The sequence below is a fragment of the Brachybacterium sp. Marseille-Q7125 genome (assembly GCF_023062615.1).
Lineage (GTDB): Bacteria > Actinomycetota > Actinomycetes > Actinomycetales > Dermabacteraceae > Brachybacterium.
Genome location: NZ_JALLAL010000018.1, coordinates 12591 through 26480, shown reverse-complemented (window position 1 = coordinate 26480; position 13890 = coordinate 12591). Strand labels below are relative to the sequence as shown.

The window sequence follows — 13890 nt, the reverse complement described above, 5'->3', positions numbered from 1 at the left end:
CGGGCGCGCTGGCGCAGCCCGGCCGACGGGGCAGGTTGGTCTCAGGCGCGGGCCGGACGGTCCGTGTCCGCGCTCTCGGTCTCCTCGGCGTCCAGGTCCATTGGCGGACGCAGGAGAATCAGCAGGGAGTGGCCCGGTCGGGTCAGCGTCGCACCGGCCTCGAGCGTGGTGCCCACGTCGATCGTGTCGCCGGTGCCCAGGACCACCTCCCACTGCTCCCCGTGATGCGCGGGCGGCAGGGTGAAGTTCACGTCATTGCCGGAGGCGTTGAACATCACCAGGGCGGAGTCGTCCACGATCTGCTCGCCGCGCTGATTGGGCTCGGGGATCGCGGAGCCGTTGAGGAACATGGTCAGGCACTTGTTCTGCGCCTCGTCCCAGTCCTCCTGGGTCATCGGCTCCCCGTCGGTGGCGAACCACTCCACATCCGGCAGCTCGCTCTCGGCGCCGTCGCGCACCGTGCCCTGCAGGAAGCGGCGCCGCCGGAAGATCGGATGCTCCTGCCGCAGGGCGATCATCTCCCGGGTGAAGGCCAGCATGTCCTGCTGGTGTGCATCCAGGTCCCAGTCCATCCAGGACAGCTCATTGTCCTGGCAGTAGGTGTTGTTGTTGCCGTCCTGGGTGCGGCCCATCTCGTCGCCGTGCAGGATCATCGGCACGCCCTGGCTGAGGAGCAGCGTGGCCATGAGGTTCTTCGCCCGACGGGTGCGCAGCGCCAGCACGTCCGCATCCTCCGTCGGCCCTTCGGCGCCGGAGTTCCACGAACGGTTGTGGCTCTCGCCGTCGTTGCCGCCCTCGCCGTTGGCCTCATTGTGGCGGTCGTTGTAGGAGACCAGGTCCCGCAGGGTGAAACCGTCGTGCGCGGTGACGAAATTGATCGAGGCGATCGGGGTGCGGCCGGTGTGCTGGTACAGATCCGACGAGCCGGCCAGACGCGAGGTGAAGTCGGCGAGCTTGCCCGGCTCAGAGCGGTGGAAGTCCCGCACCGTGTCGCGGTACTTGCCGTTCCACTCCGACCACAGCGGCGGAAAGCCGCCCACCTGGTAGCCGCCCTCGCCCAGATCCCACGGCTCGGCGATCAGCTTGACCTGGGAGATGATCGGATCCTGCTGGATGATGTCGAAGAACGCCGAGAGGCGATCCACCTCGTGCAGCTCCCGGGCGAGCGTGGAGGCCAGATCGAAGCGGAAGCCGTCCACGTGCATCTCGGTCACCCAGTACCGCAGCGAGTCCATGATCAGCTGCAGCACATGCGGCGTGCGCATGAGCAGCGAGTTCCCGGTGCCGGTGGTGTCGTAGTAGTGGGAGCGGTCCTCCTCCACCAGGCGGTAGTAGGCGGCGTTGTCGATGCCGCGGAAGCACAGGGTGGGGCCCATGTGGTTGCCTTCGGCGGTGTGGTTGTAGACCACGTCGAGGATCACCTCGATGTCCGCTTCGTGCAGGTTCTTCACCATCTGCTTGAACTCTTGGACCTGCTGACCCGCGTCCCCGGCGTAGGCGTACTCGTTGTGCGGGGCGAAGAAGCCGATGGTGTTGTAGCCCCAATAGTTGCGCAGGCCCTTCTCCACCAGGTGGCCGTCCTGGACGAACTGGTGCACGGGCATCAGCTCGACAGCCGTGACACCCAGCTCCTTGAGGTGCTCGATGATCGCCGGGTGGCCCATCGCCACATAGGTGCCCCGGATCGACTCATCGATGTCCGGGTGCTGCATGGTCAGGCCCTTGACGTGGGCCTCGTAGATGACGGTGTCGTGGTACTCATGGGCCGGGGGGTGATCGTTGCCCCAGTCGAAGTAGGGCGAGACCACGACGGAGTGCATGGTGTGCGCACCGGAGTCCTCGGTGTTGCGCTGGGCGTGGTCATCGAAGTCGTAGCTGTACAGCGAAGGATGGTTGGAGGCCATGCCGGCGATCGCCTTCGCGTACGGGTCCAGCAGCAGTTTGCTGGGGTCGCAGCGGTGCCCGGAGGCCGGGTCGTAAGGGCCGTGCACGCGGTAGCCGTATCGCTGACCGGGCTGCACCGCGGGGAGGTAGACGTGCCACACGTAGGCGTCGACCTCGGTGACCTCGATGCGACGCTCGCTGCCGTCATCGTCGATGAGGCACAGTTCGACGCGCTCGGCGACCTCCGAGAAGAGTGCGAAGTTCGTGCCCGAGCCGTCGAAGGTGGCACCCAGGGGGTAGGACTGTCCGGTCCAGATCTGCATGGGCTCAGAGTACGTCCCCTCCGCGGTCCATCCGGTGCTCGGGGCCTGACCGTGCGGGGTCGGTCACCTGGTGGACACCTCCCCGTGACCTGGATGACCATCGCGGGGTGATCCACGTGACCGCGCGGGTGGAGAGGATAGGAGTGACACGGGCATGACGGTCGCGGGAACGACGACGGCCCCGGCAGCTGCCGGGGCCGTGTCAGAGGGTGGGCGATACTGGGATCGAACCAGTGACCTCTTCCGTGTCAGGGAAGCGCGCTACCGCTGCGCCAATCGCCCGCTGCGTCCGAGGACGCGGGGGAGGGATGGAGCGGACGACCGGATTCGAACCGGCGACCCTCACCTTGGCAAGGTGATGCTCTACCAACTGAGCTACGTCCGCAGGTGCCAGGTGCCGCGCTGAGCGATGCGCTCGGCGGCATGACCGACGAGGAAGAACAGTAGTCCGCATCGATGGCTCGAGGCAAATGCGCGGGGCCGGCCGTGGCCGAGGTCACCGGGGGTGAGTCCTGGGGACTCACCGGCAGTGGATCGGATGTAGGTCACACTGGATCTGGCGTGAACCGCACCGAAAAGCGTGTAGGCTTCTTCGAGTCCGCTTCCGAGCGGGCGCACCGAGGGCGATTGGCGCAGCGGTAGCGCGCTTCCTTCACACGGAAGAGGTCACTGGTTCGATCCCAGTATCGCCCACGCGGGATCCACGGATCCCCCGTGCGGACATAGCTCAGCTGGTAGAGCATCACCTTGCCAAGGTGAGGGTCGCCGGTTCGAATCCGGTTGTCCGCTCCGAGGAACGGCGCCTCGACGATCCCGTCGGGAGCGCCGTTTCGCATGGAGGGGCGGCGCACGCCATCTCCCTGGTGGGTTGGCCGAGTGGTTAGGCAACGGCCTGCAAAGCCGTGTACACGGGTTCGAATCCCGTACCCACCTCTCCGCGACGCGCAGGCGTCGTCGGCGCGATTGGCGCAGCGGTAGCGCGCTTCCCTGACACGGAAGAGGTCACTGGTTCGATCCCAGTATCGCGCACGGGAAGCAGGGCCCCGATCTTCGGATCGGGGCCCTGTCGCATGCCGGATAACCTCGTGTCGCAGGACTGCGACAGACGCGCCGCACCTGGTACACCGATGCGACGTTTCTCCGCCGGACGATACGTAGTCTCCTACTCGTCAGCGCGGAGACGCCGCGCATCACGATGGGGGAGGACCACCATGACCACGGCCGCACGCACATCCGTCATGTCGCGCCGCGGAGCTGTTGCGCTCGCGCTGCTCGGCGCGGCGAGCCTCACCGGCTGCTCCTTGAGCCTCGGCGAGGAGAAGAAGGACTCCGGTGCCTCTGGGGGAGAGGGCGAGAACGCCCCGCAGGAGGACGGGCAGGAGCCGTCCGACGGCAGCGGACCGCAGGACGGCACCGAGCCGGCCGCCTCTGACGGCGGCGGCGATGAAGACACCGTCATCGATGAGGAGACGCAGGCCGCGGGCGTGAACCCGGCCGACCTCGGAGAGCCCGTCTTCACCGCCGAGATCCCTGCCGTCGTGGACGGCGACCCCGAGGCGACGATGACCGTCTCGCTGTACGGCCTGCGCCGCAGCGGCGAGACCCTCATCGCCACCTTCAGCTTCCTCGTCAATTCCTCAGCGAAGGACGTCGAGTCCTCCTGGCTCTGGGACTACCTGGGGGGCCAGGGCTGGAACCCGTTCGCGGTGGACACCGTGAATCTCAACCGCCACGGTGTCATGAAGTCCGACCAGAACCAGTACACGCAGACCGAGTACCAGGGAACGGAATTCCTGCCCGGGCAGACGTTCTACGCCTTCGCCATGTTCGCCGCCCCGCCGAAGGACGTCACCACGATGGATGTCAACCTGGTCGACGGCGCTCCGATGGCGACCGACGTGGAGATCGAAGGATGAGCGCCGCACCCGCCCCGCAGGCCACCTGGAGCCGACGCGGAGCCGTCATGCTGCTCGGCCTTGCCGCCGTGGGACTGGCCGGCCGTGCCCTCGCCGATGGCGAGGAGAACATCTCGCCCCTGGACCCGATGATCGCCCCGCTGGACAAGCAGATCACGCCGCTGGAGACCGTCGACCGCGACGGTGAGGACACGGTCATCACCCTCGCCTCCGACATCCTGTTCGAGACCGGCAAGAGCGACCTCAGTGACGCGGCGACCGCCAAGATCGGGAAGCTCGTGAAGGATGTCCCGAAGGGGGTGGAGATCCTCGTCGACGGGTACACCGACAATGTGCCCTACCAGCGCGGTAACGACGTGCTGTCGAAGGAGCGTGCGCAGGCGGTGGCCGATGCGATCACCGCATCGCGATCGGATCTGAAGCCGAAGGTCACCGGACACGGCGAAGCCGACCCGGTGGCCAGCAATGACGAGCCCGATGGCCGCGCCCAGAACCGTCGGGTGGAGATCCGCTATGACGGCTGACATTGAACCGGGCGGGGCTGCCGGCCCCGCAACCGGATCCTGACCGGAAGGACACCGATGCTCCCTCCCGCTACTCGGCCGAGGATCCTTCTCGTCGACGACGATGCGACGATCCGCGAGCATCTCGGCCCGGTGCTCGAGCGCAACGGCCTCGAGGTCACTACGGCCATCGACGGTGCCGATGCCCTGCGCCGCATCAGCTCGCGGCGCCCGGACCTCGTGATCCTCGATGTGCTCATGCCCGTGCTGGACGGCCGCGAGACCCTGCGGCGCATCCGCGCCGAAGGAGATTGGCTGCCCGTCATCCTGCTCACCGAGGTGGGGGAGACCTTCGAGCGGGCCGCCGCGCTGGATGAGGGGGCCGATGACTACCTCACCAAGCCCTTTGACCCCCTCGAGCTGCTGGCCCGCATTCGCGCGGTGCTGCGCCGCAGCATCGCCGGGGTAGCGCCCCTGAGCGCGGCCGAGGCCCTGGTGGCTGGGAACGTGCGGCTCGAGCGCCCCGCTCGGCGCGTGCTGCTGGACGGACGGGAAAGGGCGCTCACGCCGCGTGCATTCGCGCTGCTGGAGTTCCTCATGAGCCATCCCGACGAGGTGTTCAGCAGGGAGCGCCTCATGGAACGCGTGTGGGGCTTCGAGTCGATCGTCACCACGCGCGCGGTAGACCACCGCATCGCTGAGATCCGCCGCGTGCTCGAGGACGATCCCTCCACCCCGATCTACCTCGAGACCGTTCCCGGCACGGGGTATCGCTTCCTGGCTGCGGTGGAGCGCGCATGAGGCGCTTCCTCCTGTCCGCTCTGCTCGCCCTGCCCGCACTGGGCCTGGTGACGAGCCTGGTGTGGTGGCTGCTCGGCGGCGGCCCTGACTACCGCATCACCGGCTCCCTCACCTGGGTTCCGGTGCTGGTGGGGCTCCTCGCCGCCCTCGCCCTGTTGCCCACCCTCGCCGTCGGGGCGCTTGTGCGCCGGCGCGAGGAGCATGTCCGCGCCGAAGCTCAGCAGGAGCATGCGGAACGGCGCCGACGACTGCTGGCCCGGCTGGATCACGAGATGAAGAACCCCATCCAGGGGATCCGGGCGGCGCTCGCCGATGAACCCTCCGACCGGCAGCGTGCCAGCATCGACCTGCAGGCTCGCCGCCTCAGCGGGCTGCTGGGGGATCTGCGCAAGATCAGCGAGGTGGAGCACGCCACGCTGGAGCGCTCCACCGTCAACCTCGCCGAACTGGTCGATGAGGTGGTGCTCTGCGCCGGGGAACTGCCCGGCGCATCCCAGCGCCGGCTCGGCATCTCCCTGCCGCGAGCACCCCGTCCGCTGCCACCGGTGAGCGCGGACTCCGACCTGCTGTTCCTGGCACTCAGCAATGTGCTCACCAACGCTGTGAAGTACTCCGCGCCCGGGGACGCGATCGAGATCCGGGGCCGCGAGGAGGACGGCCAGGTGGTGCTCGAGATCGCCGATACCGGGCGCGGCATCCCGGCCGATGAGCTGGCCCTGGTGTGGGAGGAGCTCGAACGCTCCCGCGAGGTGCGGGGGACGGAAGGTTCCGGACTCGGACTGCCCATGGTGCGCGCGATCATGGAGCGTCACGGCGGTACGGCAAACCTCGCCTCCTGGCACGGCCAGGGATCTACAGTCACGCTGCGCCTGCCGGCCGCACCCGCAGGAGGCTGAGTGGGAACGGGTGCACACGTGAGGCTCCTCACGTAGGGTGATTGCGAGCCGCACATCCAGCTCGGCGCACGCCGGGTACGACGTCGAAGGAGACATCATGCGAGTCCTCGTCATCCGCGCCCACCCCCTGGGCTCCGACAAGTCCCGTTCCATGGCCATGACCGATGCTTTTCTCGAGGGGCTGCGCAGTGCACATCCCAATGCCGCGGTGGATGAGGTCCGGCTGTACGACACCGCCGTCCCGGAGATCGACCTCGACCTCATGAGCGCATGGGAGGCCCAGGCCGCGGGGGAGCACTTCTCGCATCTCTCGGCGCAGCAGCAGAACAAGCTCGCGCTGTTCGACCAGTACACGAAGCAGTTCCTCGCTGCGGACCTCGTGGTGATCGCCAACCCCCTGTGGAACCTCTCGATCCCCACCCGTCTGAAGGCCTGGATCGACACCGTCTGCCGCTCCGGCATCTCTTTCCGCTACAACGAGTCCGGGGAGCCCGAGGGCCTGATCACCGGGAAGAAGGTCGTTCACCTGCAGGCCAGCGGCGGTCACTTCAACCAGCAGGATCCTGCCACGCAGTACGTCGCAGGAATGTTCCGTTTCCTGGGCTGCGAGGTGGAGTCCTACGCCGCCGAGGGCATGGACCACGAACCGGACCGGGCCGAGGAGATCATGCAGCAGGCCCTTGCTGCGGTGCGAGAGCTCGCGGCGAGCCTGTGACCGCAGAAGAGTGTTTCTAGCCGCACAGAGCTTCTGGCCGCACAGAGCTTCTGGCCGATCGGCGCGCCGGGCTGGGCTGGTCTCAGCCCGGCCCGGCGCGCTGATCATTGCGCGCGGCGCTGCAGGTGCAGTCCCGCGATCATGCAGCGTACGGATCCGCCGGCCGCCTCGATCGTCGGCACCGGCTGCGCGAGCACGCGCACATGCGCCTCCAGCATCGCCAGCTGATCCGGCTGCAGCGAGGCATGGGCGGTGGTGGACATCGCCAGCACCGGGCCGCCGCGGCCAGTCAGCTCCTTGCAGTTCCCCGCGAAGGAGCGCACCTGCGCCTCGGTCAGCTCGACCACGGTGCGGCCGCTCTCGCGCAGCGCGTGCAGCACCCGCTCGCGCTGGATCTGGTCCCGGATCATCTCCGCGCCGATCACGGCGATCTCTTCGCCGATGCTCATGAGCACGTTCGTGTGGTATACGGGCACGCCCGTCGCATCGCTCGCATCGAACACGAGCGGCACGTAGCCGCGGTCACGGCAGAACTCCGCCAGCAGCTCTTCGTCCATCCGCCGGGACCGGCAGGCGTAGGCCACCCGGTGCACATGGTCGAGCACCATCGCGCCGGTGCCCTCGAGGAACCGGCCGTCCTCCTCGCCGGGGGAGTAGTCCACCACGCGGCGCACCACGAAGCCCTGGCGCAGGCGTCGCAGCACATCACCACGTCGTTCGGGACGACGGTTCGGGGCGTACAGCGGGAACAGGCACACCGTCCCGTCGGCGTGGGTGGTGATCCAGTTGTTCGGGAACACGCTGTCCGGGCGGCGGGCGGAGGCGTCGTCGAACACCGTCACCGCGACACCGGCCCGCCGCAGCGCCGCCGCGAGGGCCGTCACCTCCGCGCGAGCTCGCGCGGCGACGTCTGCGGGGCTGCCGTCGGCCAGGCGCTGGAAGGCGTTGTCCGCCCGCGTGACCGGGTTCGGGGTGAAGTGGTGGGGGCGCACCAGGAACACGGCCGATGGCGACTGCGCCGTGCGCAGCCCGGAGGCATCCGCCGCGCGGGCCGCGCGCGCATCCGCGTCGGTGAGCGGAACCTGGGCACCTCGGACGGGGGAGAGCACGTCCGTGAGGCTCATCCTCAGCCCACCGGGCTGAGGGCAGCGACCAGGGAGAACAGGTCCTTGGGATCCTCGGGATCCGCCACCAGGTCCACCTGTCCCATCAGCTCGGTGCCGAGGTTCGCCTCGCGCGCGTAGCGCAGCCCCGCGAAGTCGGAGACCGCGAAGCCCACGGAGTCGAAGATCGTCACCTGCTCGGCGCTCTCACGGCCCGGGTGCGCGCCGGAGAGCACCTCGAACAGCTCCACCACGGGGAAGTCGGGATCCTTCTGCTGAATCTCGCCCTCGATCCGGGTCTGCGGCGTGAACTCCACGAACACCGGTCCGCGGTCGAGGACCGCGGCCTCCAGCTCGGTCTTGCCAGGGCAGTCCCCGCCGATCGCGTTCAGGTGCATGCCGGGGGCGACCATGTCGTCGGTGAGGATCGTGGCGAGAGCCTTGTCCGCGGTGCACGTCGTGACGATGTCCGCGCCCTGGACGGCCTCCTGCGGCGAGTCGGCGCGGTGGATCCGGAAGCCCAGCGGCTCGAGGTTGCGGCACATCTTGTCTATCGCCGCGGGATCGATGTCGTAAATCCGCAAATCCTCGATGCCCAGCACCGCCCGCATCGCCAGGGCCTGGAACTCAGACTGCGAGCCGGAGCCGATCATCGCGCTGATGCGGGAGTCCGGCCGGGCCAGGTGCTTCGCGGCCATCGCGGAGGTCGCCGCGGTGCGCAGCGCCGTCAGCAGTGTCATCTCCGCCAGGAAGATCGGGTACCCGTTGTCCACATCCGCCAGGGCGCCGAAGGCTGTCACGGTCTGGAACCCGCGCGCCGGGTTCAGCGGATGACCGTTGACGAACTTGAAGGAGTACAGCTCACCATCGGAGGTGGGCATCAGCTCGATCACGCCGAACGGGGTGTGGGAGGCCACGCGCGGCGTCTTGTCGAAGCGGTCGAAGCGCCGGTAGTCATCCTCCACGTACTGCGCCATGCCGCGCAGGATCGCCTCCGCACCATCGCGCTGAATCCAGCGCGCCATCGCGGCCACATCGAGCAGATCGGTCATCTCGCATCCTTCCCGGCACCTCGTCGTGCCCTGGTCCAGTCATCGTGCAGTTCCAGTCAGCGTGCGGTGCCTCGCGCAGCACCTGGGCACGCTTGGCCCGACGCTACGGAGAACGAAGTGCGTGCTCAAGAGGCGACGTGCGCGAAATTTTCGCCATAGCTTCGCAATGTGTCGGGGTCTGATTAGCATGCTGTTCATGTCAGCCCTCAGCGACCTCGATCAGCGGCTCCTGGCAGCGCTGCGCACCGACGGACGCGCTCCCATCACGCACCTGGCCGAGCGCCTGGGCGTCTCCCGCGCGACCGTCACCGCGCGCATGGATGCCCTCGCCGCGCGGGGCGTGATCACCGGGTACACGGTGCGGGTGCGTGAGCCTGCAGCGCTCGGCCAGGTCCGGGCCGTGAGCTTCATCGAGGTCGAGGGGCGCACCACCGACCGGGTGATCCGCCACCTGCGCGGCTTCGAGGAGATCCAGGCACTGCACACCACCAACGGCGGCTGGGATCTGGTGGCGGAGATCGTCTGCCGAGACCTGCCGGCCTTCGATGCGGTGCTGCGGCGCCTGCGCGGCATCGAGGGCGTGGTCAACTCTGAGACGTCACTGCTGCTGAGCTCCGTGCTGCGCTGAGCACGCCGCAGTGCGGCGCGCCCGCTGAGGCGGCTACGATCACGGGTGGATCCGGCATCGTCGGTCGGATCGACCCGATCCAAGGAGAACAGCACCGTGAATCAGCCCCCGTCCGCCATGGACATCCGCATCACCCTCGATGGCACTCCGCACGCCACGACCGCCGGGACCACGGGCACCGAGCTGTTCACGGGCCGCTCCGAGATCATCGCCCTGCGGATCGACGGTCAGCTGCGCGACCTCGCGACCGCCGTCGAGGACGGACAGGACGTCCAGGGCGTGGAGATCACCAGCGAAGACGGGCTGAACATTCTGCGGCACTCGACCGCGCACGTCCTCGCCCAGGCCGTCCAGAAGGTGAATCCCGCAGCGAAGCTCGGCATCGGCCCCTTCATCACCGACGGCTTCTACTACGACTTCGACGTCGCCGAGCCCTTCACCCCCGAGGACCTCAAGGCCCTCGAGAAGCAGATGATGCGCATCATCAAGGAGGGCCAGCGCTTCGTGCGCCGCGAGATCTCCGACGATGACGCCCGCGCCGAGGAAGCCGATGAGCCCTACAAGATGGAGCTCATCGGCCTGAAGTCGAGCGCTGCCGATGCTGCCGAGGGCGCCTCCGTTGAGGTCGGCGAGGGCGGGCTGACCATGTACGACAACGTCAACCGCCGCGATGAGGTGGTATGGACGGACCTGTGCCGTGGCCCGCACCTGCCCACCACCAAGCACATCGGCAACGGCTTCGCCCTCACCCGCTCCGCCGCCGCCTACTGGCGCGGCAGCGAGAAGAACCCGATGCTGCAGCGCATCTACGGCACCGCCTGGGCCACCAAGGAGGACCTGCGCGCCCACCAGGAGCGCATCGCCGAGGCCGAGCGGCGCGACCACCGCAAGCTGGGCAGCGAGCTGGATCTGTTCTCCTTCCCCGACGAGATCGGCTCGGGCCTGGCGGTCTTCCACCCCAAGGGCGCGATGATCCGCATGGAGATGGAGGAATACTCCCGCCGCCAGCACGTGAAGGCCGGCTACTCCTTCGTGAACACCCCGCACATCACCAAGGGGCAGCTGTTCCAGACCTCCGGCCACCTGGACTGGTACCAGGAGGGCATGTACCCCGCCATGCACCTCGATGAGGAGCGTGACGAGACCGGGCAGATCACCAAGCAGGGCCAGGACTACTACCTCAAGCCCATGAACTGCCCGATGCACAACCTCGTCTTCCGCTCCCGCGGCCGCTCCTACCGCGAGCTGCCGCTGCGGCTGTTCGAGTTCGGCACCGTGTACCGCAATGAGAAGTCCGGCGTCGTGCACGGTCTCACTCGCGCCCGCGGCTTCACGCAGGACGATGCGCACATCTACTGCACCCGCGAGCAGATGCGCGAGGAGCTCACCACGCTGCTGACCTTCGTGCTGGACCTGCTCAAGGACTACGGGCTGGAAGACTTCTACCTCGAGCTGTCCACCAAGAACCCCGAGAAGTTCGTGGGCGATGACGCGACCTGGGAGGAGGCCACCCGCACGCTCGAGGAGGTCGCCACCGCCTCGGGTCTGGATCTCGTGCCCGATCCCGGCGGCGCCGCCTTCTACGGCCCCAAGATCTCCGTCCAGGCCAAGGACGCGATCGGCCGCACCTGGCAGATGTCCACCATCCAGCTGGACTTCAACCTCCCGGAGCGCTTCGACCTGGAGTACACCGCGCCCGACGGCTCCCGCCAGCGCCCGGTGATGATCCACCGTGCTCTGTTCGGCTCCATCGAGCGGTTCTTCGGGGTGCTCACCGAGCATTACGCGGGCGCGTTCCCGGTGTGGCTGGCCCCCGTGCAGGTGGTCGGCATCCCCGTGGCCGCTGAGTACGTGCCCTACCTCGAGCAGGTCGCCGCGAAGCTGCGCGAGCACGGGGTGCGCGTCCAGGTGGACGCCTCCGATGACCGCATGCAGAAGAAGATCCGCACCCACACCAAGGAGAAGGTGCCCTACCTACTGATCGCCGGTGGCGAGGACCAGGACAAGGGCGCGGTCTCCTTCCGCCTGCGCGACGGCTCCCAAGACAACGGCATCCCCGTCGACGAAGCTGTAGAGCGCATCGTCACGGCGATCCGGGACAAGGTGCAGGTGTGATCCCAGCGGGGGGAGCGCAGGGGACGGGCGGCCACGAGGACCCGACGATCGAGGATGCCCGCGACTTCGCGGGCATCCCCGATGACACCGAGCGGCTGTGGACACCGCACCGCATGGCGTACATCGGCGGGCAGGACAAGCCCGAGGACCCCGATGACGGCCAGCAGTGCCCCTTCTGCCGGGGACCGCAGCGCAGCGACGAGGACGCCCTGATCGTCCACCGCGGCGAGGTGGCCTACGTGATCCTGAACCTGTACCCCTACAACTCCGGGCACCTGCTGGTGTGCCCGTACCGGCACGTCTCGGACTACACCGACCTCACCGATGCGGAGGTGACGGAGGTTGCGGAGCTCACGCGCACCGCCATGCGCGTGATCCGTGAGGTCTCCGCCCCAGCCGGGTTCAACCTGGGTATGAACCAGGGCGAGGTGGCCGGTGCGGGGATCGCCGCCCACCTGCACCAGCACGTGGTGCCGCGCTGGCGGGGAGATGCGAACTTCCTGCCGATCGTGGCGCGCACCAAGGCGGTGCCGATCCTGTTGGCGGACACCCGTCGGCTCTACGCCGCGGCCTGGCCGGGCACCGATGATCGACCGGGCACCAAGGACCGGCCCGGCGCCGAAGATCGAACGGGGGAGCGATGAGCAGCACGGAGGCACCGCCGCGCGCGGGAGCACCCACGACCGGTTACGGCTATGACATCGACCGGGTGGACCCCCGAGCCCCCGGCCGTCTGGGAGCGGACCCCGCGCCGCTGCGACGGCCCGCCCGCTGGGTGCGCTGGCTCGTGCTGGCCTCCGCTATCGCCAGCGCCCTGATCCTGCTGGGCATGCTGATCTATCTGCTGATCAAGGTGTTCATCCCGATGGGGATCGGCACCTCCCTGGTCGCGCTCACCGCTGCGCTCGTGCCCGTCGGCATCGTTGTCGCCGCCGTGTGGTGGATCGACCGGTACACCCCGCAGCCCCTGGGCAGCCTCGGCTATGCCTTCGCCTGGGGAGCGATCGGCTCGATTGTCACCACGCTGCTGTTCGGCCCGTACTTCACCTCCGCGATCACCCCCGAGGACGCCCATCCCGTGGTCCAGCAGTTCCTCGGCGCGGTCATCCAGGCTCCCGTGGTCGAGGAGAGCTTCAAATCGCTGGGCCTTGTGCTGCTGCTGGTCTTCGGCCGCCGCTACATCGCCGGGCCGATCGACGGCGTGGTGTACGCCGCGTTGATCGCCGGCGGTTTCGCCTTCACCGAGAACATCCTGTACTTCGCGAACTCTTTCCACGAGGCTCAGGCCTCCGGGCAGCTGGCCGGTTTCTGGGAGATCTTCTTCATGCGCGGTCTGCTCTCCCCCTTCGCGCATGTGTCCTTCACCGCGCTCGCCGGGCTCGGGCTCGGCATCGCCGCCGAACGGCGTTCGCTCATGCTCTACTTCGGCCTCGGCATCGGCGGGCTCGCCCTGGGAATGGTGCTGCACGCCCTGTGGAACGGCTCCACCTTCTTCATCCCCATGGATCCCGAAAACCCGATGGCCGGGTTCCTGCGCTACTACCTCATCGTGCAGGTGCCGATCTTCCTGCTGCTCAGCGCCCTGGTGATCGTGCTGCGACTGCGGGAGAAACGGATCCTGCGCCGACAGCTGTCCGCCTACGGACGGGCCGGCTGGTTCTCCCCCGAGGAGGTGGAGATGCTCGTCTCGATGCGCCGCCGCGGCAAGGCCGAACGCTGGGCCCGCCGCCACGGCGCGGTGGCGCGCCTGGGCATGCGCCACCTCATCCGCACCGCGATCGCCCTGGGGCTCGAGCGGCACAGCGTCCTGTTTGCCCGGGCCACGCCTCGCACTCGCGCCCGCGAACGCCACCTGCTCGAGGCCATCACGGCCGACCGGCGCCTGATCGGCTCCCTCAGCGCGCCGGTCGTGCGCTCCTGATCTGCGGCACCACCGGCGCGCCGAGGCTGCGAT

General features: G+C 68.3%; 12 protein-coding genes and 6 tRNA genes. 13 read left to right on the top strand and 5 right to left on the bottom strand.

Annotation, left to right across the window (positions count from 1 at the left end; genetic code table 11):
- Window positions 1-41: 41 nt before the first annotated feature.
- The 3 genes from glgX to MU407_RS06420 all read right to left on the bottom strand — a co-directional run bounded on the left by glgX (window position 42) and on the right by MU407_RS06420 (window position 2592).
- The gene (gene glgX, locus MU407_RS06430) at window positions 42-2207 is read right to left on the bottom strand and encodes a glycogen debranching protein GlgX (protein ID WP_246956247.1); all 2166 of its coding nucleotides are present in this window, start codon (window positions 2205-2207) and stop codon (window positions 42-44) included.
- 210 nt (window positions 2208-2417) lie between these two features.
- Window positions 2418-2489 (bottom strand) — tRNA-Val (locus MU407_RS06425).
- 27 nt (window positions 2490-2516) lie between these two features.
- Window positions 2517-2592 (bottom strand) — tRNA-Gly (locus tag MU407_RS06420).
- A 236-nt stretch (window positions 2593-2828) separates the two neighbouring features.
- Between MU407_RS06420 and MU407_RS06415 the strand changes: the two genes are divergently transcribed.
- The 9 genes from MU407_RS06415 (at window position 2829) to MU407_RS06375 (ending at window position 7038) form a co-directional block, all read left to right on the top strand.
- A tRNA-Val gene (locus MU407_RS06415) sits at window positions 2829-2900 on the top strand.
- Between the two features lie 23 nt (window positions 2901-2923).
- Window positions 2924-2996: transfer RNA gene (locus tag MU407_RS06410), tRNA-Gly, on the top strand.
- Between the two features lie 73 nt (window positions 2997-3069).
- Window positions 3070-3140 (top strand) — tRNA-Cys (locus MU407_RS06405).
- A 24-nt stretch (window positions 3141-3164) separates the two neighbouring features.
- Window positions 3165-3236 (top strand) — tRNA-Val (locus tag MU407_RS06400).
- A 182-nt stretch (window positions 3237-3418) separates the two neighbouring features.
- Window positions 3419-4123, top strand: coding sequence for a hypothetical protein (locus tag MU407_RS06395; protein WP_246956245.1), 705 nt, complete (start codon window positions 3419-3421; stop codon window positions 4121-4123).
- Window positions 4120-4647, top strand: coding sequence for an OmpA family protein (locus tag MU407_RS06390; RefSeq protein ID WP_233190667.1), 528 nt, complete (start codon window positions 4120-4122; stop codon window positions 4645-4647). Before MU407_RS06395 ends, MU407_RS06390 begins: the two co-directional genes overlap by 4 nt.
- A 57-nt stretch (window positions 4648-4704) precedes the next feature.
- Window positions 4705-5427: a response regulator transcription factor gene (locus MU407_RS06385; RefSeq protein ID WP_102235807.1), complete on the top strand. Its 723-nt coding sequence runs from the start codon at window positions 4705-4707 to the stop codon at window positions 5425-5427.
- Window positions 5424-6323, top strand: a complete 900-nt coding sequence (locus MU407_RS06380; RefSeq protein ID WP_102235808.1) for a HAMP domain-containing sensor histidine kinase — start codon at window positions 5424-5426, stop codon at window positions 6321-6323. The genes MU407_RS06385 and MU407_RS06380 overlap by 4 nt, the downstream gene beginning before the upstream one ends.
- Window positions 6324-6420: 97 nt before the next feature.
- Entirely contained in the window at window positions 6421-7038 is a 618-nt protein-coding gene (locus tag MU407_RS06375; RefSeq protein WP_102235809.1) for an NAD(P)H-dependent oxidoreductase, read from the top strand.
- Between the two features lie 104 nt (window positions 7039-7142).
- Here the strand turns inward: MU407_RS06375 and MU407_RS06370 are convergent, their stop codons facing one another.
- Both MU407_RS06370 and MU407_RS06365 read right to left on the bottom strand, forming a co-directional pair.
- A complete protein-coding gene (locus MU407_RS06370) occupies window positions 7143-8162 on the bottom strand; it encodes an arginine deiminase-related protein (RefSeq protein ID WP_102235810.1) in 1020 nt (339 codons plus the stop codon).
- 2 nt (window positions 8163-8164) lie between these two features.
- Complete coding sequence (locus MU407_RS06365; protein ID WP_246956242.1) at window positions 8165-9193, bottom strand: ornithine cyclodeaminase; 1029 nt, start codon at window positions 9191-9193, stop codon at window positions 8165-8167.
- 196 nt (window positions 9194-9389) lie between these two features.
- Between MU407_RS06365 and MU407_RS06360 the strand changes: the two genes are divergently transcribed.
- The 4 genes from MU407_RS06360 to MU407_RS06345 all read left to right on the top strand — a co-directional run bounded on the left by MU407_RS06360 (window position 9390) and on the right by MU407_RS06345 (window position 13857).
- Window positions 9390-9821 (top strand): Lrp/AsnC family transcriptional regulator, encoded by a 432-nt coding sequence (locus tag MU407_RS06360; protein WP_246956240.1) that lies wholly within the window; start codon window positions 9390-9392, stop codon window positions 9819-9821.
- A gap of 117 nt (window positions 9822-9938) precedes the next feature.
- Complete coding sequence (gene thrS / locus MU407_RS06355; RefSeq protein WP_246956280.1) at window positions 9939-11936, top strand: threonine--tRNA ligase; 1998 nt, start codon at window positions 9939-9941, stop codon at window positions 11934-11936.
- A 47-nt stretch (window positions 11937-11983) separates the two neighbouring features.
- Entirely contained in the window at window positions 11984-12580 is a 597-nt protein-coding gene (locus tag MU407_RS06350) for an HIT domain-containing protein (protein ID WP_246956278.1), read from the top strand.
- The gene (locus MU407_RS06345; protein WP_246956238.1) at window positions 12577-13857 is read left to right on the top strand and encodes a PrsW family intramembrane metalloprotease; all 1281 of its coding nucleotides are present in this window, start codon (window positions 12577-12579) and stop codon (window positions 13855-13857) included. The genes MU407_RS06350 and MU407_RS06345 overlap by 4 nt, the downstream gene beginning before the upstream one ends.
- Window positions 13858-13890: the final 33 nt, after the last annotated feature.